The following is a 21,168-nucleotide window of genomic DNA, read 5'->3' on the forward strand; positions in this document are numbered from 1 at the left end:
CTCGCGCGGGCGTTGCGGCCCGCCTCGTGCCTCTGATAGGCACGCTGGCGTGAAGATCTACACGAAGAGCGGCGATCGCGGAGAGACCGGCCTGTTCGGGGGGCCGCGCGTGCGGAAGAGCGACGCGCGGGTCGACGCCTACGGCGAGGTGGACGAGCTCAACGCGGCGGTGGGCTCGGTCCGCGCGATCGTCGAGGATCCCGAGATCGACGCCCAGCTCGCGCGCGTGCAGCACGAGCTGTTCTGCGTCGGGGCGGAGCTCGCGACGCCGCACGAGGCGAAGGCGCGCAGCGCGATCCCGCCCATCGCCCCGGCGTGGACCGCCCGGCTCGAGGCGGCCATCGACGCGTTCGACGCAGCGCTCCCGCCGCTCCGCCAGTTCGTGCTCCCGGGCGGCACGCGGACCGCGGCGGCGCTCCACCTCGCGCGCTGCGTCTGCCGCCGCGCGGAGCGGCGGGTGGTGGCGCTCGCGGCGGAGGTCGAGGTCGCGCCCGAGGCGCTCGCGTACCTGAACCGGCTCTCCGACTTCCTGTTCGTCGCGGCGCGGGTCGCGAACGCGCGAGCGCGGCGCGACGAGACGATCTGGGACCCGCCGCGCGAGGACGAGGCATGACGGCGCCGTCCGCGCGCATGGAACCGGCCGCGACGCCCGCCGCCTCCCTGCGCGACGGCACCGCGCGCCTCGCGGCGGCGCCAGGCAGGCGAGGGCCGCCGTGACGCCGGTCGCGCTCGTCACCGGCGCGGGCGTGCGGGTCGGGAACGCGATCGCGCGCGACCTCGCGCGCCACGGGTACGCGGTCGTCGCCCACTACCGCTCGCACCCGCCGCGCGGCCTCGCGGACGCGCTGCAGGCGGACCTCGCCCAGCCGGACGGACCCGCGGCGCTCGCCGCCGCCTTCCGGCGCGGCCACCGCAGGCTCGATCTCCTCGTGAACAGCGCGGCGGCGTTCGACGCGCTCCCGCTCGAGGAGACCGACGCCGCGGCGTTCGACTCGCAGATGGACCTGAACGCCCGCGCGCCGCTCCTGCTCACGCGCGCGCTCGCGCCGCTCCTCCGCCGGTCCCACGGCTCCGTCGTGAACGTCGCCGACGTGGGCGGCGGCCTCGTGCCTTGGCGCGGCTTCGCGGCCTACGCGGCCTCCAAGGCGGCGCTCGTCCGGCTCACCGAGTGCCTGGCGCTCGAGCTCGCGCCGGAGATCCGGGTGAACGCCGTCGCGCCCGGGACGGTGCTCTGGCCGGAGGCGTACCCGGAGAAGCTCCGCCGCACGCTCGCCGCCCGCATCCCGCTGGGGCGTCCGGGCACGCCCGCCGACGTCGCGGCGGCCGTGCGCTTCCTCGCCGGGGCGCCCTTCGTGACCGGCGCGGTGCTCCCCGTGGATGGCGGGCGCCACCTCTCGGGGCGCGCCTGAAGCTCGCGGCTTCCGCGCCCGTCCGCACCTCGCATTGAAGCGCCCAACCCCCGCTGTTAGACTCCCTTGCGTCACGTCAAAGCGGGCGGGCGACCAACCCCGCCACGGAGAATTTCGACACATGGATGCCATCACCCAGACTCCCGTCACCCCTGCCGCCCCCGCCGCCGACGCCGGGACGGAGAATCCCGTCAGCCTCACCGCCAAGGCGATCGAGATGGTGAAGGACGCGATGGAGCGCGAAGGGCTCCACGCGTACGGCATCCGCGTCGGCGTGATGGGCGGCGGCTGCGCGGGCTTCCAGTACTCGATGGACTTCGAGAAGGACCCCCGTGAGGGCGACGTCTCGTTCGAGCAGGACGGCGTGAAGCTCTACGTCGATCCGATGAGCTCGATGTACCTCCAGGGCGTCACGATCGACTACGTGGTCGGCCTCCAGGGCGCCGGCTTCAAGTTCAACAACCCCAACGCGCGCACGACCTGCGGCTGCGGGTCGTCCTTCTCGTACTAGCCAGGCGCGCGCCCGCGAGCGCGGGTCGCCATCGTCGCCGGGGGCCGGGGGATCGATTCCCGCCGGCCCTCGTCGCTTCCAGGGGCCCGGCAGCGCGCGAGGGCCGGGGGATCGAAGCGATGCTCGTCGTCCGGAACGCCGTCGTCGGCCCCTTCGCCGCGAACGCCTACGTCGCCGCCTGCGACCGGACGGGCGAGGCGCTCCTCGTGGACCCGGGCGGCGAGATCCCGCGCGTCCTCGCGCTCCTCGAGCCGGACTGGCGCGTGACGCGGATCCTGTGCACGCACGGACACATCGATCACGTCGCCGGCGCCGCCGAGGCGAAGGACGCGACGGGCGCCCCCCTCTCGCTGCACGCGGCCGACGCGGGCTGGCTCGAGGCGCTGCCGCGCCAGGCGGAGATGTTCGGGTTCGATCCGGTCGTCGCGCCGGCGGTCGATCACCAGCCGGCCGACGGTGAGACCTTCCGCGTGGGCGCGTCGGAGGGGCGCGTCATCCACACGCCCGGTCACAGCCCGGGCTCGATCTGCCTCTTCTTCCCGGAGGAGCGGCTGCTCTTCAGCGGCGACACCCTGTTCGCCGGCTCGGTCGGGCGGACGGATCTCCCCGGCGGCGACTTCGACGCCCTGCACGCCTCCATCCAGGGGAAGCTCTTCCCGCTCGGCGACGAGGTGCGCTTCCACCCCGGCCACGGGCCGGCGGGGCTCCTCGGGGAGGAGCGCCGCTCGAACCCGTTCGTGGGAGAGAAGCCGCGGCGCGGCCGCTTCGTGTGAGCGGCGGCGGCGCCTACTCCATCGACACGACGCCCAGGATGTTCTGCCCGGCGTCGACGTGCAGCACCTCGCCCGTCACGTTGCGCGCCAGGTCCGAGCAGAGGTAGAGGGCCGCGCGCGCGCAGTCCTCCTGGTCGACGTTCCGGCGGAGCGGCGTCTTCGCCGCGTTCTCGCCGAGCATGGTGCGCATGCCCTTGATGCCGGCGGCGGCGAGCGTCTTGATGGGCCCGGCGCTGATCGCGTTCACCCGGATGCCCTCCTGGCCGAGGTCCTCGGCGAGGTAGCGCATCGAGGACTCGAGCGCGGCCTTCGCGACGCCCATCACGTTGTAGTTCCGGACGACCTTCTCGGCGCCGTAGTACGTGAGCGTCACGATGCTCGAGCCAGCGGGCATCATCGGCCGGAACGCGCGGGCGAGGGCGATGAGCGAGTAGGCGGAGACGTCCATGGTGATGCGCCACGCGTCGCGGGTCGTCACGTCGGCGAAGCGGCCGTCGAGCGCGCTGCGCGGCGCGAAGCCGATCGAGTGGACGAGCACGTCCACGCGATCCCACACCTTGCCGATCTCCGCGACCGTGCGGGCGATGTCCTCGTCCTTCGAGACGTCGCAGTCGACGATCGCCTTCGCGCCGATGCCCTCGGCGATGGGGCGGACGCGCCGCTCCATCGACTCGCCGGGGTACGTGAACGCGAGCTCGGCGCCCTCGCGCTGGAACGCCTCCGCGATCCCCCAGGCGATGGAGCGGTCGTTCGCGACGCCGGTGATGAGCGCGCGCTTGCCGCGCAGGAGGCCGCCGAGCGAGAGCCGGACGTCGTCCGTCTCCATGCGCGCGCGGGTCACTTCGACGTCCTTGGGATCGATGGGGCTCATCTTCTGTCAGGCTCCTCGGGCACGGACGGCGTCGAGCGCCTGCGAGAGCTCGCTCCGTGCGTGCATGTCGTTCGTGCGGGTCGCGGCCGCGATCCCGTCCTCGTAGGCCCGCGCCGCCTCGCCGTCCAGGCCCGCCGTCTCGAGCGACTGGCCGAGCATGAGGTAGGTCGGGACGTAGTCGGGCTTGCGCCGCGCCGTCTCGCGGAACTCGGCGACGGCCTCGTCTCCGCGGCCGGCGGTGCGGAGCGCCATCGCGAGCGAGTAGCGCGCGAAGGCGTCGTCCGGGCTCTTCGCCACGAATGCCCGGAAGGCCTCGATGCGCTGTTCCGGCGTCATAGGGGGGCTAGGGTTGTACCCGAATCGACCGCTCGACTCCATAGCGGCGGCGGTCCGCCGGCGCCCGGCGGACGCCTCCTCACGTTATGCTCGACCCCGGTGATGTCGGCACGCATCTCGGACTGCACCGGCGCGCTCATCGCGGGCGGACGGGCGACGCGGCTCGGCGGCCGGCCGAAGGGGCTCCTGCGCGTGGGCGGCGAGCCCATCGCGGCGCGCTCGCTCCGCCTGTTCCGCGCGCTCTTCGACGGCGGCGCGCTCGTCGTCGCGAACGACCCCGCGCCCTACGCGCCGCTCGGCGCGCCCATCGTGCCGGACCTCGTGAAGGGGAAGGGCGCGCCCGGCGGCGTTCACGCCGCGCTCTCCGCGGCGCGCACGACCTGGGTGTTCACCGCCGGCTGCGACATGCCCTTCGTGTCCGAGGCGGGCATCGCGCTCCTCGCCTCGCGCCGGGCCGGGGCCGAGGCGGTCGTGGTGCGCTGGCAGGGCCGCCTCGAGCCCCTGCACGCGCTCTGGTCGCGCGCGTGCCTGCCGCTCCTCTCGCGCCTCCTCGCGGAGGGCGATCCGTCGCTCCAGGCGATCGCACGGAGCGTCGCGGCGGCGATCGTGGAGGAGAGCGAGTGGCGCGCGGTCGATCCCGAGGGGCTCGCGTTCGCGAACGCGAACACGCCCGAGGATCTCGCGCGGCTCGGGCTCGTCCCGCCGCCGTGAGGGCGCGGCGGCGCCCGCGCCCGGGGCGCCGTCGCACGAGCACCCCGCGAGCATCGACTCCGTCGCGAGCGGCCGCGGGGGCGCGCGCAAAGCATGCGGACGTCCGGATCCGACCTACCGTTCCATCGGTGGATTCGGTGAGGTCAGCGGTCGCGTATTGACGCACGTCAAATCAGGCCCCGAATGGCCACCGACGGAAACTCTTCCGGTCTCGGCAATTCCTGCGCTAACCAGCAATGGCAACTTCGGGTCAACCAGCACCGACCCGCACCCGAGGAGCAAGCGATGCCTCCCATCGATCGCCTGTGCGGCGCGCTCGTCCTCGCCGCCGCGCTCACCCCCGGCCTGGCCGGCGCCGCCGCCGACCCGCGCCAGGGCGAGGCGCTCTACGTGGGGACGACGCCGCTCGCGAACGGCGGCGCGCCGTGCCTCGCCTGCCACGGGCTCGCGGGGCACGGGCTCGCCTTCAGCGCGAGCTTCGGGCCGGACCTCTCGGCCGCGGCGGAGACCTACGACGCGGAGACGCTCGCGGCCGCGCTCGAGGACGTGCCGTTCCCGAGCATGGAGCCCATCTACCGCGGCCACGCCCTCACCGCGCGCGAGCGCGGCGACCTCGCCGCGTTCCTGCTCGAGGCGCGCGCGGCGCCGCCTCCCTCGGGAGGCGCGCTCGGGCGCCTGCTCCTCGAGGCGGGCCTCGTCGCCGCGGCGATCTTCGCGCTCCTCGCCGTCCTGTTCCGCCGCCGCATGCCGCCCGTCTCGGCCGCGCTCGCGCGCGCCCGCCGGGCCGAGGGGGGTTCCCGATGAGCTTCCTGCGTGACGTCCTCGACCCCTCCTCGCGCCGCTGGGAGCGGCTGTGGCGCGACCGGCACCAGCACGACCGGTCCGTGCGCTCGACCCACGGCGTGAACTGCACCGGGAGCTGCTCCTGGAACGTGCACGTGAAGGAGGGGATCGTCGCCTTCGAGACCCAGGCGACCGACTACCCCGCCCTCGAGGGCGTGCCGCCCTACGAGCCGCGCGGCTGCCAGCGCGGCGCGTGCTACTCGACCTACCTCTACTCTCCGCTCCGCGTGAAGACCCCCTACGTGCGCGGCGCCCTCCTCGACGCGTGGCGCGCGGCCAGGGCGGCGGACGCCGATCCGGTCGCGGCCTTCGGCGCGCTCATGGCCGACCCGGCGCGCCGCGCCGTGCTGCAGGCGGCGCGGGGCAAGGGCGGCTTCCGCCGCGCGAGCTGGCAGGAGGCGGTCGAGATCGTCGCGGCCTCCATCGTCCACACCGTGAAGCGCTGGGGCCCGGACCGCGTCATCGGCTTCTCGCCCATCCCGGCCATGTCGATGCTCTCGTTCGCCGCGGGCTCCCGCTTCCTCCAGCTGCTCGGCGGCGTGAACCTCTCGTTCTACGACTGGTACTGCGACCTCCCCAACGCCTCGCCGGAGGTGTTCGGCGAGCAGACCGACGTCGCGGAGAGCGCCGACTGGTTCAACAGCAAGTACGTGCTCGTGCTCGGCTCGAACGTGGCGGTGACGCGCACGCCCGACGCGCACTTCCTCGCGGAGGCGCGCCACGACGGGGCGAAGGTCGTCGTGCTCTCGCCCGACTTCAACCCCACCTGCCGCCAGTCCGACTGGTGGATCCCCGCGCACGCCGGGCAGGACGGCGCGCTGCTCTGCGCGGTGAACCACGTGCTGCTCTCGGAGGTCCACGCCCAGCGCGAGGTGCCGGCGTTCCGCGACTTCCTCACCCGCTACACCGACGCGCCGTTCCTCGTCGCGCTCGACGTGAAGGACGGCGTCGCCGCGCCCGGGCGCATGCTCCGCGCGGAGGCCCTCGGCCGCTACCGCGGCGAGGAGCACGGAGGGTTCAAGTTCCTGGTCTGGGATCGCGCCGCCGACGCCCCGCGCATGCCGCAGGGCACGCTCGGCTTCCGCTGGCAGGCGCGCAAGGGGCAGTGGAACCTGAAGCTCGAGGACGGGCAGGACGGCTCGCCCATCGACCCGGTGCTGTCGTTCCTCGAGCGCCACGACGCGGTGGTCGCGCTCGAGGTGCCCGACTTCGGCACGGACCGGGTGTGGCGGCGCGGGGTGCCGGTGCGGTTCGTCGAGACGGACGCCGGCCGGGTGGCGGTCGCGACCGTGCAGGATCTGCTCTTCGCGCAGCACGGGGTGGGGCGCGGCCTCGCGGGCGAGTACCCGGCGAGCTACGACGACGCGGAGGCGCCGTTCACCCCCGCCTGGCAGGAGCGGTACACCGGCGTGGACCGCGCGCAGGTCGTGAGGCTCGCGCGCGAGTGGGCGGACACGGCGGAGCGCACCGGCGGGCGTTGCTCCGTCATCATCGGCGCCGGCGTGAACCACTGGTACCACGCGGACCTCGCCTACCGCGCCGCGCTCACGACGCTCATGCTGTGCGGCTGTGTCGGCAAGAACGGCGCCGGCCTCAACCACTACGTCGGCCAGGAGAAGCTCGCGCCGGTGGCGCCGTGGGCCACGCTCGCGGGCGCGCTCGACTGGGCGAAGCCGCCGCGCTTCCAGAACGCGCCCTCGTTCCACTACGTCCACTCCGACCAGTGGCGCTACGAGCACGCCGAGCGCGAGGGCCGGCTCGATCCCGCCTCGCGCGGCGATCGTCCCCACGCGATGGACCACCAGATCCGCGCGGTGCGGCGCGGCTGGCTCCCGTTCTACCCTCAGTTCGACCGGAGCTCGCTCGAGGTCGCGCGCGAGGCGGCCGAGGCCGGCGGGGCGGAGCCGAAGGCCATGACCGCCCACGTGGCGCGCGCGCTGGAGGAGAAGCGCGTGCGGCTCGCGGTGGAGGATCCCGACGCGCCCGAGGCCTGGCCGCGGGTGCTCCTCGCCTGGCGCGGCAACGCGCTCTCCTCGAGCGCCAAGGGCCACGAGTACTTCCTGCGCCACTACCTCGGCGTGAAGGCGCTCTCGATCGCGGAGGAGTCGCCGGAGGGCGCGCGCGAGGCGGTGGTGCGCCCCGCGCCGGAGGGGAAGCTCGACCTCGTGGTCGCGCTCGACTTCCGCATGACCACCACCGGGCTCCTCGCCGACGTGGTCCTGCCGGCGGCGACCTCGTACGAGAAGGACGACCTCTCCTCGACCGACCTCCACTCCTTCGTCCACCCGATGCAGGCGGCGGTCCCGCCCTGCTGGGAGGCGAAGAGCGACTTCGACGCCTTCGCGGCCCTCGCCGACGCGGTCACGGCGCTCGCGAAGGCGCACCTCCCCTCCCCCGTGCTCGACGTGGTCGCGACCGCGATCGCGCACGACACGCCCGCGGAGATGGGCGATCCCGAGGCGCCGGACTGGGCCGACGGCGCCGCGCCGCTCGTGCCCGGCCGCAACGCCCCGGCGCTGGCGATCGTCGAGCGCGACTACGCGCACCTCGCCGAGCGCTTCCGCGCGCTCGGGCCGCTCGCCCGCGAGCAGGGCATCGGCGCCCACGGCCTCGGCTGGCCCATCGCCGACCTCTACGACGAGCTCCTGCGCGAGCGGCCCACCGTCGCGTTCGGCGGGAAGACCTACCCGTCGGTCGCGACGGCCCGCGACGCCGCGAACGTGGTGCTCCACCTCGCGCCCGAGACGAACGGCGAGGTCGCCTGGCGCGCCTTCCACGAGGAGGAGAAGAAGGTCGGCCTCCCGCTCGCGGACCTCGCCGAGGGCACGCGCGGGGTGCGCACCACCTTCGAGGACCTCGCGGCCCAGCCGCGCCGCGTGCTGACGAGCCCGTGCTGGTCCGGGATCGTGAACGACGGCCGGCCCTACGCGGCGTACACGCTCAACGTCGAGCGGCTCGTCCCCTGGCGGACGCTCACCGGGCGCGCGCACCTCTACCTCGACCACCCCGGCTTCCTCGCCGCCGGCGAGGGGCTCCCCACCTACAAGCCGAAGCTCGATCCGGCGCTGCTGCAGGACCTCGACGCCACGCAGGCGGACGGGCCGGCGCTGAAGGTGAACTTCATCACCCCGCACGGAAAGTGGAGCATCCACTCGACCTACGGCGACACCGTGCGCATGCTCACCCTCTCGCGCGGGCTCCACCCGCTCTGGCTCAACGACCGCGACGCCGCCGGGTGCGGGATCCGCGACGGCGACTGGGTCGAGGTCGTGAACGACCACGGCGCCGTGGTGACGAAGGCGGTGGTGAGCGCGCGCGTGCCGCGCGGCATCGCGATGCAGTACCACGCGCCCGAGCGGACGATCGCCACGCCGCGGACGCCCGCGCGCGGGGGCCGCCGCGCGGGCGTGCACAACTCGCTCATGCGCATCCGGCTCAAGCCCACGCTCATGCTCGGCGCCTACGGGCAGATCTCGTACGGCTTCAACTACTGGGGTCCCACCGGGACGAACCGCGACGCTTACGCGCTCGTGCGCAGGCTCGAGCGCGCGCCGGAGTACTGACGACCGCGATGGCACGGCAACGTTCAACGAGCGAAGCGAGCCCGCCGGGGCGCCCGTTCAACTGGAGACGGCCATGACGATGGAAGTGCGCGCGCAGCTCGCGTCGGTGTTCCACCTCGACAAGTGCATCGGCTGTCATACCTGCTCGGTGGTCTGCAAGAACCTGTGGACCGACCGGCGGGGCTCCGAGCACATGTGGTGGAACAACGTCGAGACGCGGCCCGGGACGGGCTACCCCGCGCTTTGGGAAGACCAGGAGCGCCACCGCGGCGGGTTCGTGGTGGAGGACGGCGAGCTCCGGCTCCGCCTCGGCGGCCGCGGCAGCATCCTCGAGCACCTGTTCCAGGCCCCGCGCCTCCCCACGCTCGACGACCAGTACGAGCCGTGGACGTACCGCTACGAGGACCTGTTCCAGGCGAAGGCCTCGGACGACCTGCCCACCGCGCGGCCGGTGTCGGCCGTGACGGGCCTGCCGATCGACCCGAGCGCCGGACCGAACTGGGACGACGACCTCGCCGGCTCGAGCGTGCACGCCGCCGCGGATCCCAACCTCGCCGCGCTCGAGCCGGCGGAGCGCGAGGCGCTCCTCGCGCTCGAGGGGATCGTCTTCTTCCACCTGCCCCGCACCTGCAACCACTGCCTAAACCCGGCCTGCGCCGCGGCCTGCCCGTCCGGCGCCATCTACAAGCGCGGCGAGGACGGGATCGTGCTCATCGACCGGGAGGCCTGCCGCGGGTGGCGCATGTGCGTCCCGGCCTGCCCGTACAAGAAGACGTTCCACTCGTGGTCTGAGGGGAAGTCGGAGAAGTGCATCGGCTGCTACCCGCGCGTCGAGAGCGGCGAGCCCCCCGCCTGCTTCCAGGCGTGCGTCGGGAGGATCCGCTACCAGGGCGTCCTGCTCTTCGACGCGGAGGCGGCCCTGCGCGCCGCGCGCGCGCCGGAGCACGATCTCGTCGCCGCGCAGCGCGCCGCGCTGCTCGACCCCGCCGACCCGGAGGTCGTCGCGGCGGCGCGGCGGAGCGGGATCTCCGACGCGACCCTCGACGCCGCGCGGCGCTCGCCCGCCGATCGGTTCGTGCGGCAGTGGGAGGTGGCGCTGCCGCTCCACCCCGAGTTCCGCACGCTGCCCATGGTCTTCTACGTGCCGCCGCTCTCGCCGGTGCGGACCGGCGCCGCTGACGGCGCGGCCCTCACCCCGGCCGACGCCCAGCGCATCCCGGTCCGCTACCTCGCGGCGATGTTCGCGGCGGGCAACGACGAGGTCGTCCGGTCCGCGCTCAGGCGGCTCGTCGCGGTGCGCACCCGCCGCCGCGCGGCCACGGTGGGCGACGTCAGCGAGGCGGACGCGGCCGAGGCGCTCCGCACGGCCGGGCTCACGCCCGAGGTGGCGGACGCGCTCCACCGGCTCACCGTGTACCCCACGCTCCGCGAGCGCGTGGTGCGGCCGCCCGGCGGGCGCGAGGCCGAGACCGAGCAGCTCGTCGGCCTGCAGGGCCTCGCCGGGCTGCGCGCGAGGGTACCGTGACCGCGCCCGCGCTCTCGCGCGAGGCGGCGCGCGCGTTCGCCGACCTCCTGTCCTACCCCGACGACGCGCTCCCCGGCCGGCTGCGCGCCCACGCGAGCCACCTCCCGGGCGGGATCGGCGCCGCGCTCGACACGCTCGCCGACCGGCTCGCGCTGCTCGGCCCGGGCGGCGCGGAGGAGCTCTACACGGCCACCTTCGATCTCCGCCCCGCGGTGAGCCCGTACGCCGGGATCCACCTCTGCGGCGAGGGGCCCCGGCGGAACGCCCTCCTCGCCCACCTCGCGGCGCTGCGCGCGGAGGCGGGCCTCCCCCGCGCGAGCGAGGTGCCCGACCACTTCGCCGAGCTCCTCCGCTACGTCGCGGAGGCGCCGGAGGGCGGCGAGGCCGACGACGTCGCCGCGCTCGTCCTCGCGCCCGCCGCCCGCCGCGCGGCCGCCGCGCTCGACCACGACCACCCGTACCGGGCCGCCCTCGAGGCGCTCGCCGCCGCGCTGCCCGCGCCGGCCGGCCCGCCCGTCGCGCCCCAGGAGGCCGGACCATGACGGACCTCGTCCTCTTCGCCGTCGTCCCGTACGTCGCCGTCGCCCTCGCCGCGGCCGGGCTCGTCCTCCGCCACGCGGGGGCGGGCGCCCCCATCTCCGCGCGCTCCTCGCAGCTCCTCGAGTCGCGCCTCCTCCACTTCGGCGCGGTCCCGTGGCACGTCGCGATCCTCGCCATCCTCTCCGCGCACGCCTTCGCGGCGCTCGCCCCGCGCACGATGGGCCGCGTGCTCGGCGACCCGGCGCGGCTGCACCTCCTCGAGGTGACGGGCCTCGCGCTCGGCGCCTGGGCGCTCGCCGCCGGCGCGCTCCTCCTCTGGCGGCGGCTCGCCCTGCCCCGCGTGCGCGCCGTCACGAGCGCCATGGACGTCGTGGTCCTCGCGCTCCTCGTCCTGCAGGTCGGGCTCGGCCTGTACGTGACGCTCTCGCTGCGCTGGGGCTCGATCTGGTACCTGCACACGGCCGCCCCGTGGCTGCGCTCGCTCTTCACCCTCTCGCCGGATCCGGCCTTCGCGGCCGTGCTGCCGACGCCGGTGAAGCTCCACGCGGTGCTCGCGTTCGTGCTCGTGGCGCTCATCCCGTTCTCGCGCCTCGCCCACGTCGTCTCGTTCCCGCTGCGCTTCGCCGGCGGCGTCCGCGGCCGCACGGTCTGGGCGCGCGCCCCCGCCGGCGTGGACCTGCCCCGGCCCGCCGCCGCGGTGCTGCGCTCCCGCGCGCTCGAGCCGCAGGTGCTCTCGGTGTGGGACCCGGAGGACGCGGCGGCGTGGGCGCGGAGCGGCGAGGCGACTGCCCGGCGCAACCTCTGGATCTCGATCTTCGCGCTCTTCCTCGCGTTCTGCGTGTGGATGGTCTGGAGCGTCGTCGTGGTCCGGCTGCCCGACGTGGGCTTCGCGCTCGACACCGGCCAGCTCTTCTGGCTCGCCGCGCTGCCGGGGCTCTCCGGGGCCACGCTCCGGATCTTCTACTCGTTCGCGGTCCAGCTGTTCGGCGGGCGCCTGTGGACGACGATCACCACCGCCTCGCTGCTCGTCCCCGCGATCGGCATCGGCCTCGCGGTGCAGGACCCCACGACGCCCTACCCCGTGCTGCTCGTCCTCGCCCTCCTCGCCGGCCTCGGCGGCGCGAACTTCGCCTCGAGCATGGCGAACATCGGCTTCTTCTTCCCGGGCGCGAGGAAGGGCACCGCGCTCGGCCTCAACGGCGGCCTCGGGAACCTGGGCGTGTCCGGGATGCAGCTCCTCGTGCCCTTCGCCATCACCGCCGGCGTGTTCGGCGCCCTGGGCGGCGCGCCCCAGGTCGCGGTGAAGAACGGCGTGGAGCAGCACCTGTGGCTGCAGAACGCCGGCTTCGTGTGGGTGCCCTTCATCCTCCTCGCGACGGCGCTCGCCTGGCTCGGCATGGACGACGTCGCGAGCGCGCGGGCCTCGTTCCGGGAGCAGGCGCGCATCTTCCGCAAGCGGCACACCTGGATCGTCTCGGCCCTCTACCTGGGATCCTTCGGCTCGTTCATCGGCTTCTCGGCCGCGCTGCCGCTGCTCGTGAAGGGGTCGTTCCCCGGCGTGGACCCGGTGCGCTACGCGTTCCTCGGCCCGCTCGTGGGCGCGCTGTTCCGGCCGGTGGGCGGGTGGCTCGCCGATCGCGTCGGCGGCGCGCGCGTGACGCTGTGGAACTTCCTCGCCATGGCCGGGCTCGCGCTCGCCGTGCTCTCGTTCCTGCCCCGCGGCGGCGCGGCGGGCCACTTCGCCCCGTTCCTCGGCGCGTTCGTGCTCCTCTTCGCCGCGACGGGGGTGGGGAACGGCTCCACCTACCGCATGATCCCGGCGATCTTCGCGGCCCTGAACCGCGCGCCCGCGGGCGCCTCCCCCGCCGCGCTGGCGGCGGCGCGCCGCGCGGCCGCCACGGAGTCCGCCGCGGTCGCGGGGTTCGCGTCGGCGGTGGCCGCGTACGGCGCCTTCTTCGTCCCGAAGGCATTCGGGACCTCGGTCGCGCTCACCGGCGGGCCGGGCGCGGCGATCGTCGGCCTCGTCGCGTACTACGCCCTCGCCGTCGCCGCGACCGCGTGGTGGTACGCGCGCAGGGGCGCGGCGATCAGCTGCTGAGCGCGCCCGCCGCGGCGGGCCGAGCGGAGGACGCGGGGAGCGGGCGGCGTCGCGGGGGGAGGCGGCGCCGCCTCCCCCTTCACCAGCTGTACCCCATGCCGAGCTTCAGGTAGGGCCCGTCCTCGCCGCCGGTGTAGCTCGTGAAGTTCTCGTCCTGCGCGTCCCCCGCGAGCCGGGCGCCCCACCCGCCGCCCACGCTGGAGGTGAAGCCGCTCGCGTGGATCATGTTGAAGCCGATCTCCGCGGCCACCCCGACGCGCGCGAAGTTCGAGGAGCCCTGGACGGTCTCGCGTCCGAAGCTGAGGTCGATGCGCGGCCCGATGCGGAGCCCCTCGTTGTTGTGCCCGAAGACGAACAGGTCGGCGCCGCTCCCGAGCCCGAAGGAGCTCACGTTTCCGTTCGAGGCGTTCGTGCGCGAGTACCGCGCCGAGACGAGCCACGACGCGTGCTCCCACGGGAAGGGCCGGATGTAGGTGGCGTTGACGCCGAGCCCGCTGAACCAGCCGAGCGGGTTCGTGACGACGGTGTTGTCCACCGCTCCCCGGGAGGTCATCCCCATGCCGACGCGCCGCTCCCGGAACTCGCTCGGAGGCTGCGTGAAGCCGGTGGGGATGCTCTCGCCGGGCGGCGGGGTCGCCGTGCCGACACCGGGTGCGACCGTCCCGCCCTGGCGCACGAGCCCCTCGCAGCTCGCGCGGAGCGCCGTGACGTCCACCCCGGACTCCACACGCCCGTTCAGCAGCTCGACGCACGAATCGGCGAGCGTGCGGCCGGGGGGAGCCACGCGAGGCTGCCCGGCCGGCGCCGCGGACGCCGTCGGCTGCTGCGGCGCAGGGGCCTGCTGTGGCGCAGGGGCCTGCTGCTGCGGCGTGACGGCCTGCGGCGCAGGGGCCTGCTGCTGTGGCGCGGCGGCCTGCTGCTGCGGCGCGGCGGCCTGCTGCTGCGGCGCGGCGGCCTGCTGCTGCGGCGCGACGGCCTGAGGTGCCGCCGACTGCTGCGGCGCCGCGGCGGATTGCTGTTGAGACTCGGCCTGCCCCTCCGCGGTCGCGGCGACGAGCGCCGCGAGCGTGGCCGCCAAGAGCTTCCTTTGCATGGCCCCCTCCCGCCGCGTGCGCCCGCCCGCACCGTCGCCGGCCGGCGATCCTGGCCGCGGCTCCGGGTACTTCCCCGGAGCTAAGCGTGTGCACGGGGGCACCCCGGGCGCATCCGGCGAGCGTGCGACGCCCGGGCGAGCCGGGCGCGAGCTCACCCGAGCGTGCGCGCGGCGAGGAGGCCCACGAACCCCGCGGCGAGGCACCCCAGGAGCGTGAGGGCGACGTTCGCGAGCGCGTGCGCCGGGCCGCGCTCGAGGAGGGCGAGCGTCTCGTAGTTGAACGACGAGTAGGTCGTGAAGCCGCCGAGGATCCCCGCCCCGAGGAAGAGCCGCACCTCCGGCGAGATCCCCTCCCGCGCCCCCGCGAGCCCCATGAGCAGCGCGAGCAGGAACGAGCCCACGACGTTCACGATGAGCGTACCGCGCGGGAAGTCGGCGCCGAGCGCGCGCGCCGCCCAGGTCGAGACGAGGTAGCGCGCGCCGCTGCCGAGCGCGCCGCCCGCGCACACGATGAGGAGCCGGATCACGGCCGCCGGTCTATCGCGGCCGGCGCCGATCCGCAACGGTGCGGCGCCGCGCTGGACGACCGTTCGCGGCCCCGCCGCGATGCGCGGGTCGCCCCGGCGGGCTCGCCTCGCTCGCGGACCGTTTCCAAAATCCCGATCGCTCGTCTAGGCTCGCCTCGGCCCTTCTCCCTCGCACCGGAGGTCACCCATGATGAAGAGACGCGTCGCCCTCGTGACGGGCGCGAGCCGCGGCATCGGCGCGGCGACCGCGAAGCTCCTCGCGCGCCACGGCGCCGCCGTGGCCGTCAACTGGTTCCAGAGCGAGGAGGCGGCGCGCGCCGTCGTGGACGAGATCCGCGCCGCGGACGGGCGGGCGGTCGCGGTGCGGGCCGACGTGCGCGATCCCGGGCAGGTCGCGGGGATGGTCGCGGAGGCGGAGGCGGCGCTCGGCCCCATCGACACGCTCGTGGTGAACGCGTCGATCTCGTTCCCCATCCGCCCGTTCGTCGAGTACCGCTGGGCGGACTTCCAGGCGAAGCTCGACGGTGAGCTGGGCGCGGCGTTCCACTGCTGCCAGGCGGTCGCCCCCGGCATGATCGCCCGCGGGTCCGGCTGCATCGTGGCGATCTCGAGCGGCCTGTCCCGCCACCCCGGCCCGGGCTTCTGCGCCCACAGCACCGCCAAGGCCGGGCTCGACGCCTTCGTCCGCGGGCTCGCGCTCGAGCTGGGGCCCCACGGCGTCCGCGTGAACGCCGTCGCGCCTGGGCTCACCGACACCGACGCGACCGCTCATCAGCCGGCCGCCCAGAAGGAGGCGATGGCCCGGATGACGCCGCTCCGCCGGATCGGGGTGCCCGAGGACGTCGCGGGCGCGGTGCTGATGGTGGCGTCCGAGCACGGGCGCTTCCTCACCGGCGTGTACGTGCCGGTGAGCGGCGGCGCGCTCATGGCCTGAACGGCCGATCACGATCCGCGAACAGGCGAGCGAAGCGAGCCCGCCGGGGCGACGCCCGGGACCCGGCGCGCAGGGGTGGGGCCCCCGCCGACGGCGGTCAGCCGTCGGCGGGGCGGGGGCGCCGCCCCCGTTCGAACATGGCTGGCCGCTACCGCGCCGGCGCCGGCGGCTGCAGGGCGTCGAGCGCGCGGGCGTAGGCGGCGGCGTCGAAGCGGCCGCCCTTGAGCGCGGCGTCGAGCGCGTCCGCCGCCACGCGCCCCACCACGTGCAGCGCCTCGTGGCGCGTGAGGCCGCCGGCCACGAGCCGCTCGACCGCGCCGCGCGCCTGCGGCGGCTCGCCCGAGGCGAGCTGGTCCTCCACCACGAGGTGGAGCGCTGCGTGGACGCGCGGCTTCGGCATCGGCGGGTGCGGTCGGGAGAGCGCGTGGTGGTGCGCCTCGACCGCGCGCAGGCGCTCCTCCTGCGGGACGTCCTTCCAGGCGCGCGGCTCGGGCGCGCGATCGGCGTCGTAGTCCATGCTCGGCGCGGACCTTAGCGCCGCGCCCGGAGGCGCCGCAACCCGCCGCGAGGCGAAGGCGCGCGCAGCATCGGACGACGAACAGGCGAGCGAAGCCCGCCGTCAGTACACGTGACACCCGACGCACAGCGGTCGGGTGGCCACCGCCTCGCCCGGCCGGGGCCGCCGTGCCTGCGCCTTGCCCGCGTCCTCTCCGGGGAGGACGGCGCGAGGATCGGGCGCGAGCCGCGCCTCGGCGCCGGGCGGGAGCGCGACGTGGGCGGCCCAGGGCGAGTCGGCGTCGTGACAGGTCGCGCACCGCACCTCCCCCTCGGGCAGCCGGATCTGCCGGCGGGCGACCTCTGCGGGATCGCGCAGCGCGGACGAGCGACCCGCCTGGGCCTGCGCGTACGAGAAGTCCACGGGGTGCGTATGGCCTTCGCGCCCGCGCGGGTGGCAGGCCACGCACGCGGCGCTCGACGCGGTCGCCTGGGGCGAATGAAGCGCGCACGCTCCGGCGGCATCGGCGGTCGCCGGAGCCGGCACCTCCGCCCCGGCCGGCGCGGCGAGCGCCCAGAACGTGAGCACTGCGACCGGTGCACGCCTCGTCATGACCGCCTCCTCGACAGAACGAGATAGTGGCGCTCAACCCCGGCGAGGAGACCCCGTCACGGCGCGGAACGGGCTCCGGGGGGAACCGGCTGCGCTCGTCCGTTAAGTCGGACACTCATCCGTTGTCCGCTTGACAGGAGTTTCGTCCGTCATCTAGGATTCGCACACGATGCGCGCCCTCCCCGCCTCCTCCCGCTCCGCCGCGCGTCGGACGCTCCACCGGCGATGCATGTGTCGCCGGCCGGCGCCTCCCGCGCGAATGCGCGGCTGAGCGCCGGCGAGCTCCTTCACCCCGTTCGAGTAGACGCGCCGGCCGTCACGGGCTGCCGGACGGCGCGTCCCTGGCGAAGCCCTGCGCACCGCACGAGGAACTCCCATGTCCGCCGCTCCTCCCTCCACGCTCCCCTGGCACCGCCGCGAGGACACCTGGGCGATCCTGATCGCGCTCGGGATCGTGCTCGCCGTCACCTCCGCCTTCTTCCTCGGCGCGACGCGGCTCGTCTCGACGGCGGCGCTCTCCTTCCCCGCCTGGTCGGACGCCGGGAAGGTGCTCGCGACGCTGCAGGCGAACCCGGCCTCGCCCCTCGTGCTCTTCGGCGTCTTCCTCGCGCTCTTCGGCGCCGCCTCGGCGGTGATCGGCTGGGACGTCGCGAAGTACGCCGCCGGGTTCGGCGTGCTGTTCGTGTTCTCGATCGTGGTCGCGATCCTCGGCTCGAACGAGGTCCTGAAGGCCTGGCAGCTCGAGCCGCCCCTCCTCGCGCTCGTGGTCGGCATGGTGCTCGGGAACGCCGTCGCGCTGCCGCGCTGGTTCCAGTCGGCGCTCCGCACCGAGTTCTACGTCAAGGTCGGCATCGTGCTCATGGGCGCGACGCTGCCGTTCACGATCATCCTCCAGGCCGGCCCGCTCGCCATCCTGCAGGCGACGATCGTGGCCGTGACGACCTTCGCCGCGATCTACCTCGCCGCGACCCGGCTGTTCGGCCTCGATCCGCGCTTCGGCGCCACGCTCGGCGCGGGCGGCTCGATCTGCGGCGTGTCGGCGGCCATCGCCATCGGCGGCGCGTGCCGCGCGGAGAAGAGCCACGTCTCTGTGGCGATCTCGATGGTGATCCTCTGGGCCGTCGCGATGATCTTCCTCCTCCCCGTCGGGGCCCGGCACCTCGGCCTCGGCCCCGGCCAGGCCGGCGCCTGGATCGGCACCTCGGAGTTCGCCGACGCCGCGGGCTTCGCCGCCGCCGCCACCCTCGGCGACGAGCGCGCCATCAAGACGTTCACGCTCATGAAGGTGGTCGGGCGCGACATGTTCGTGGGGGTGTGGGCGCTCGTGGTGGCCTTCCTGTCGGTCACGCGCTGGGAGCGGAAGGGCGCCGCCGAGGCGGAGCGGGTCCGCCCGGCCGAGATCTGGCAGCGCTTCCCCAAGTTCATCCTCGGGTTCCTCGTCGCCTCGCTCGCCGTGACGGTCGTGCTCGCCTCCGTCGACTCGAAGATCGGGACGCAGTTCTCCAAGGAGGCGATCGGGCCCCTCAAGAACCTGCGCGGCTGGGCGTTCACCTGGACGTTCCTCTCGATCGGCTTCACGACCCGCTTTCGCGAGCTGACCCGGTTCGGCTGGCGCCCGTTCGCCGCGTTCGCGCTCGGCGTCCTCGTGAACGTCCCGCTCGGCTACTGGCTCTCCACCTCCGTGTTCGCGTCCTACTGGGACGCGGTGAAGTAGGAGGCCGCGATGGTCGACCACGTCACCCGCGTCACCGTGGACGCCCGCGCGCCGCGGTCCGGCGCGCTCGCCGACGCGCTCGCGGCGCGTGGGTTCGAAGTCCGCCGCGAGCGCGCTCGCATCGTCGCCGAGTCCACCACGGTCGAGGCCGGCGACGCGAAGCGCCACCTCCTCGCGCTCGGGTTCCGCGATCGGGAGTTCCAGGTGTTCCTCGAGTACGTGCGCCAGTGGGGGGTGCTGTGACCGCGCCCCTCGTCCCGCTGTTCGTGAAGCTCGCCGGCCGCGAGGTCGTGGTCGTGGGCGGCGGGGCGATGGCGGCCCTGCGCGTCCGGCAGCTCGCCGAGGCCGGCGCGCGCGTGACGGTGGTCGCGCCGGAGGTGCGCGACGACGTCGCCGCGGGCGCCGCGGCGGTGCACCGCCGGCCGTTCCGGCCCGCGGATCTCGACGCGGCCTGGCTCGCCGTCGCCGCCGCGACGCCGGCGGTGAACCGCGAGGTCGCGGAGGCCGCCGAGGCGCGGCGCCTGCTCGTGAACGCGGTCGACGATCCGGAGACCGCGACCGCGTACACCGCCGGCGTCGTCCGGCGGGGCGACGCCACGGTGGCGATCTCCACGGGCGGGCGCGCCCCTGCCCTCGCCGGGCTGCTGCGCGAGGCGCTCGACGCGCTCCTGCCGCGCGACCTCGCGTCCTGGGTGGACACCGCCGAGGCGGAGCGCGAGGGCTGGAAGCGCGCCCGCGTGCCGCTCGCCACCCGCCGCCCGCTCCTGCTCGAGAAGCTGAACTCCCTGTACGCGCGCGCGCCCTCCCCCGGCGCCGCCGCGCCGACGCCGCCGGGCCTGGTGTCGCTCGTCGGCGCGGGGCCCGGCGATCCGGGCCTCCTCACCCGGCGCGCCGCCGACCGGCTCGCCGAGGCGGAGGTCGTCCTCTACGACGCGCTCGTGGACGCCGACGTGCTGAGGCTCGCGCCGCGCGCGCACTGCTTCCAGGTCGGGAAGCGCGCCGGCCGCCCCAGCGTGTCGCAGCGCGCGATCGAGCGGCTCCTCGTGGGCGCCGCGCGGCAGGGCAAGCGCGTCGTCCGGCTCAAGTGCGGCGACCCGTTCGTCTTCGGGCGGGGCGGCGAGGAGGCGCGCGCGCTCGCCGCCGCGGGCGTGCCGTTCGAGGTCGTACCCGGGGTGTCGTCCGCCATCGCCGCGCCCGCGCTGGCCGGCATCCCGGTGACGCACCGCGGGCTCGCGGCCGGCTTCGCGGTGATCGCGGGGCACGACGAGCGGACCTACGGGCCGATCCTGGATCGGATGGGCGCCGAGACCTCGCTCACGCTCGTCGTCCTCATGGGGATCGGCGCGCGCGAGCGGATCGCGACCCGGCTCCTCTCGCGCGGGTGGGATCGGGAGACGCCCGCCGCGATCGTCCTCGGCGCGTCGTCCCCCGACGCGTTCGCCTGGAAGGGCACGCTCGCGGGGCTGCGCCACGCCGCGCTGCCCGATCACCCGGAGCTCCCCGGCACCCTCGTCATCGGCGCCGTCGCCGCCCTGCAGCTCACCTCCTCGCGCGCCGACGCGCGTGACCACGAACCGCTCGCGCCCGCGCAGAGCGCCTGAAAGGAGCCGCATGTCCCGCCCCTCAGAGCCCACCCCGCCCGTCCGGGAGACCTTCGCGGACGACCGCGAGATCGACGCCTTCGTCGAGACGCTCGGCCGCTTCGAGCGCGGTGAGATCGACGCCGACGCCTGGCGCGCCTACCGCGTGGTGCGCGGCGCCTACTCGCAGCGGCAGGACGGCCTGCACATGCTGCGCATCAAGCTGCCGCAGGGCGCGACCTCCGCCGCGCAGCTCCGCGCGCTCGCCGACGTCGCGGCGCGCTTCTCGCGCGGCTACGGGCACGTGACGACCCGCCAGAACTTCCAGGTGCACTTCGTGCGGCCGGCGGACCTCGAGCCCGCGCTCCGCCGGCTCGCGGCGGACGGCGTCACCACCTCCGGCGCGGGCGGCAACGCGGTCCGCAACGTGGTCGCCTGCCCCCTCGCCGGCGTCTCGCCGGACGAGCTCTTCGACGTGACGCCCTACGCCGAGGCGGCGACGCGCCACTTCCTGCGCCACCCGCTCGCGAACGCGCTGCCGCGCAAGTTCAAGATCGCCTTCGAGGGCTGCGCCGAGGACCACGTCGCGACGGCCATCCACGACCTCGGCTTCCGCGCGCGCGTGCGGACCGAGGGCGGGCGGACCGTGCGCGGCTTCTCGGTGACGGTCGCGGGCGGGACGGCGTCCCTGTGCACCTCCGGCGCGCCGCTCGTCGACTTCCTGCCCGCGTCGGAGCTCCTCGCGCTCGCCGAGGCGATCGTCCGCGTGTTCCACGCCCGCGGCGACCGGGTGAACAAGCAGCGCAACCGGCTCAAGTTCCTCGTCCGGTCGCTCGGGTTCGAGCCCTTCCGCGCGCTCGTCGAGGAGGAGCTCGCGCGCGTGCGGGCCGAGGGCGCCCCGCGGCTCCCGTTCGATCCCGACGCCGCGCCGGCGGACGCCCCGCCGCCCGCGCACGCGCGTCCGGAGCCTCCCACCGCCGCGGAGATCTCCGCGCGCGTCGCCGCGGCGCCGCCCCGCGGCCCCGGCGAGCC

20 protein-coding genes and 1 pseudogene are annotated in these 21,168 nt (G+C 75.2%); 15 read left to right on the forward strand and 6 right to left on the reverse strand.

Translation table 11 applies throughout. The annotated features are described in order from the left end of the window. Positions 1 to 49 precede the first annotated feature (49 nt). The 4 genes from MNZ39_RS09710 (at position 50) to MNZ39_RS09725 (ending at position 2,693) form a co-directional block, all read left to right on the forward strand. A complete protein-coding gene (locus MNZ39_RS09710) occupies positions 50 to 613 on the forward strand; it encodes a cob(I)yrinic acid a,c-diamide adenosyltransferase (protein ID WP_242337828.1) in 564 nt (187 codons plus the stop codon). Positions 614 to 713: 100 nt separating this feature from the next. After that, positions 714 to 1,409, forward strand: coding sequence for an SDR family oxidoreductase (locus MNZ39_RS09715; RefSeq protein WP_242337830.1), 696 nt, complete (start codon positions 714 to 716; stop codon positions 1,407 to 1,409). Positions 1,410 to 1,530: 121 nt separating this feature from the next. Then, on the forward strand, positions 1,531 to 1,920 hold the full coding sequence (gene erpA, locus MNZ39_RS09720; protein WP_242337832.1) for an iron-sulfur cluster insertion protein ErpA: 390 nt from the start codon (positions 1,531 to 1,533) through the stop codon (positions 1,918 to 1,920). Between the two features lie 119 nt (positions 1,921 to 2,039). Beyond that, on the forward strand, positions 2,040 to 2,693 hold the full coding sequence (locus tag MNZ39_RS09725) for an MBL fold metallo-hydrolase (RefSeq protein ID WP_242337834.1): 654 nt from the start codon (positions 2,040 to 2,042) through the stop codon (positions 2,691 to 2,693). A 13-nt stretch (positions 2,694 to 2,706) separates the two neighbouring features. Here the strand turns inward: MNZ39_RS09725 and MNZ39_RS09730 are convergent, their stop codons facing one another. Beyond that, a complete protein-coding gene (locus MNZ39_RS09730) occupies positions 2,707 to 3,564 on the reverse strand; it encodes an enoyl-ACP reductase (protein WP_277956783.1) in 858 nt (285 codons plus the stop codon). A gap of 6 nt (positions 3,565 to 3,570) precedes the next feature. Further along, complete coding sequence (locus MNZ39_RS09735; RefSeq protein WP_242337836.1) at positions 3,571 to 3,900, reverse strand: tetratricopeptide repeat protein; 330 nt, start codon at positions 3,898 to 3,900, stop codon at positions 3,571 to 3,573. A gap of 102 nt (positions 3,901 to 4,002) precedes the next feature. Between MNZ39_RS09735 and MNZ39_RS09740 the strand changes: the two genes are divergently transcribed. The 6 genes from MNZ39_RS09740 to narI all read left to right on the forward strand — a co-directional run bounded on the left by MNZ39_RS09740 (position 4,003) and on the right by narI (position 13,180). Then, positions 4,003 to 4,611 carry a molybdenum cofactor guanylyltransferase gene (locus tag MNZ39_RS09740; protein ID WP_242337838.1) on the forward strand — a complete coding sequence of 203 codons (609 nt, stop codon included), beginning with the start codon at positions 4,003 to 4,005 and terminating at the stop codon, positions 4,609 to 4,611. Between the two features lie 285 nt (positions 4,612 to 4,896). Then, a complete protein-coding gene (locus tag MNZ39_RS09745; RefSeq protein ID WP_242337840.1) occupies positions 4,897 to 5,415 on the forward strand; it encodes a hypothetical protein in 519 nt (172 codons plus the stop codon). Then, positions 5,412 to 9,017: a nitrate reductase subunit alpha gene (locus tag MNZ39_RS09750; RefSeq protein WP_242337842.1), complete on the forward strand. Its 3,606-nt coding sequence runs from the start codon at positions 5,412 to 5,414 to the stop codon at positions 9,015 to 9,017. Before MNZ39_RS09745 ends, MNZ39_RS09750 begins: the two co-directional genes overlap by 4 nt. 73 nt (positions 9,018 to 9,090) lie before the next feature. Continuing rightward, a complete protein-coding gene (gene narH / locus MNZ39_RS09755) occupies positions 9,091 to 10,542 on the forward strand; it encodes a nitrate reductase subunit beta (RefSeq protein WP_255821417.1) in 1,452 nt (483 codons plus the stop codon). After that, on the forward strand, positions 10,539 to 11,084 hold the full coding sequence (locus MNZ39_RS09760; RefSeq protein ID WP_242337844.1) for a molecular chaperone TorD family protein: 546 nt from the start codon (positions 10,539 to 10,541) through the stop codon (positions 11,082 to 11,084). The genes narH and MNZ39_RS09760 overlap by 4 nt, the downstream gene beginning before the upstream one ends. Further along, a complete protein-coding gene (gene narI, locus MNZ39_RS09770) occupies positions 11,081 to 13,180 on the forward strand; it encodes a respiratory nitrate reductase subunit gamma (protein ID WP_277957209.1) in 2,100 nt (699 codons plus the stop codon). The genes MNZ39_RS09760 and narI overlap by 4 nt, the downstream gene beginning before the upstream one ends. Before the next feature lie 79 nt (positions 13,181 to 13,259). Here the strand turns inward: narI and MNZ39_RS09775 are convergent, their stop codons facing one another. Then, entirely contained in the window at positions 13,260 to 14,273 is a 1,014-nt protein-coding gene (locus MNZ39_RS09775; RefSeq protein WP_242337846.1) for a hypothetical protein, read from the reverse strand. A 152-nt stretch (positions 14,274 to 14,425) separates the two neighbouring features. Continuing rightward, entirely contained in the window at positions 14,426 to 14,800 is a 375-nt protein-coding gene (gene crcB, locus MNZ39_RS09780) for a fluoride efflux transporter CrcB (protein WP_242337848.1), read from the reverse strand. A 187-nt stretch (positions 14,801 to 14,987) separates the two neighbouring features. Here crcB and MNZ39_RS09785 point away from each other — a divergent pair, with 187 nt between their 5' ends. Continuing rightward, positions 14,988 to 15,734, forward strand: a complete 747-nt coding sequence (locus tag MNZ39_RS09785; RefSeq protein ID WP_242337850.1) for an SDR family NAD(P)-dependent oxidoreductase — start codon at positions 14,988 to 14,990, stop codon at positions 15,732 to 15,734. A gap of 148 nt (positions 15,735 to 15,882) precedes the next feature. On the opposite strand, the gene MNZ39_RS09790 is transcribed toward MNZ39_RS09785, so the two are convergent. Next, entirely contained in the window at positions 15,883 to 16,251 is a 369-nt protein-coding gene (locus tag MNZ39_RS09790; protein WP_242337852.1) for a DUF1841 family protein, read from the reverse strand. A 102-nt stretch (positions 16,252 to 16,353) separates the two neighbouring features. Beyond that, positions 16,354 to 16,842: a hypothetical protein gene (locus MNZ39_RS09795; RefSeq protein WP_242337854.1), complete on the reverse strand. Its 489-nt coding sequence runs from the start codon at positions 16,840 to 16,842 to the stop codon at positions 16,354 to 16,356. Positions 16,843 to 17,218: 376 nt separating this feature from the next. On the opposite strand from MNZ39_RS09795, the gene MNZ39_RS09800 reads away from it, so the two are divergent. The 4 genes and pseudogenes from MNZ39_RS09800 to MNZ39_RS09815 form a co-directional block, all read left to right on the forward strand. After that, positions 17,219 to 18,556 (forward strand): YeiH family protein, encoded by a 1,338-nt coding sequence (locus tag MNZ39_RS09800; RefSeq protein WP_242337856.1) that lies wholly within the window; start codon positions 17,219 to 17,221, stop codon positions 18,554 to 18,556. Positions 18,557 to 18,565: 9 nt separating this feature from the next. Next, on the forward strand, positions 18,566 to 18,799 hold the full coding sequence (locus MNZ39_RS09805; protein WP_242337858.1) for a hypothetical protein: 234 nt from the start codon (positions 18,566 to 18,568) through the stop codon (positions 18,797 to 18,799). Beyond that, positions 18,796 to 20,157 (forward strand): uroporphyrinogen-III C-methyltransferase, encoded by a 1,362-nt coding sequence (cobA, locus tag MNZ39_RS09810; protein WP_242337860.1) that lies wholly within the window; start codon positions 18,796 to 18,798, stop codon positions 20,155 to 20,157. The genes MNZ39_RS09805 and cobA overlap by 4 nt, the downstream gene beginning before the upstream one ends. A gap of 10 nt (positions 20,158 to 20,167) precedes the next feature. Continuing rightward, positions 20,168 to 21,168 (forward strand): annotated as a pseudogene (locus MNZ39_RS09815) (nitrite/sulfite reductase); the annotation flags it as partial.

This window comes from Anaeromyxobacter sp. SG66, from assembly GCF_022690805.1.
In the GTDB taxonomy this organism is placed as follows: Bacteria; Myxococcota; Myxococcia; order Myxococcales; family Anaeromyxobacteraceae; genus Anaeromyxobacter; species Anaeromyxobacter soli.

Bases quoted from the DNA above. Each gene is read 5' to 3' on its own strand.
- erpA (WP_242337832.1), top strand. From the start codon at position 1,531: ATGGATGCCATCACCCAGACTCCCGTCACCCCTGCCGCCCCCGCCGCC.
- MNZ39_RS09725 (WP_242337834.1), top strand. From the start codon at position 2,040: ATGCTCGTCGTCCGGAACGCCGTCGTCGGCCCCTTCGCCGCGAACGCC.
- MNZ39_RS09730 (WP_277956783.1), bottom strand. From the start codon at position 3,564: ATGAGCCCCATCGATCCCAAGGACGTCGAAGTGACCCGCGCGCGCATG.
- MNZ39_RS09735 (WP_242337836.1), bottom strand. From the start codon at position 3,900: ATGACGCCGGAACAGCGCATCGAGGCCTTCCGGGCATTCGTGGCGAAG.
- MNZ39_RS09740 (WP_242337838.1), top strand. From the start codon at position 4,003: ATGTCGGCACGCATCTCGGACTGCACCGGCGCGCTCATCGCGGGCGGA.
- MNZ39_RS09745 (WP_242337840.1), top strand. From the start codon at position 4,897: ATGCCTCCCATCGATCGCCTGTGCGGCGCGCTCGTCCTCGCCGCCGCG.
- MNZ39_RS09750 (WP_242337842.1), top strand. From the start codon at position 5,412: ATGAGCTTCCTGCGTGACGTCCTCGACCCCTCCTCGCGCCGCTGGGAG.
- narH (WP_255821417.1), top strand. From the start codon at position 9,091: ATGACGATGGAAGTGCGCGCGCAGCTCGCGTCGGTGTTCCACCTCGAC.
- narI (WP_277957209.1), top strand. From the start codon at position 11,081: ATGACGGACCTCGTCCTCTTCGCCGTCGTCCCGTACGTCGCCGTCGCC.
- MNZ39_RS09775 (WP_242337846.1), bottom strand. From the start codon at position 14,273: ATGCAAAGGAAGCTCTTGGCGGCCACGCTCGCGGCGCTCGTCGCCGCG.
- MNZ39_RS09785 (WP_242337850.1), top strand. From the start codon at position 14,988: ATGATGAAGAGACGCGTCGCCCTCGTGACGGGCGCGAGCCGCGGCATC.
- MNZ39_RS09790 (WP_242337852.1), bottom strand. From the start codon at position 16,251: ATGGACTACGACGCCGATCGCGCGCCCGAGCCGCGCGCCTGGAAGGAC.
- MNZ39_RS09795 (WP_242337854.1), bottom strand. From the start codon at position 16,842: ATGACGAGGCGTGCACCGGTCGCAGTGCTCACGTTCTGGGCGCTCGCC.
- MNZ39_RS09800 (WP_242337856.1), top strand. From the start codon at position 17,219: ATGTCCGCCGCTCCTCCCTCCACGCTCCCCTGGCACCGCCGCGAGGAC.
- MNZ39_RS09805 (WP_242337858.1), top strand. From the start codon at position 18,566: ATGGTCGACCACGTCACCCGCGTCACCGTGGACGCCCGCGCGCCGCGG.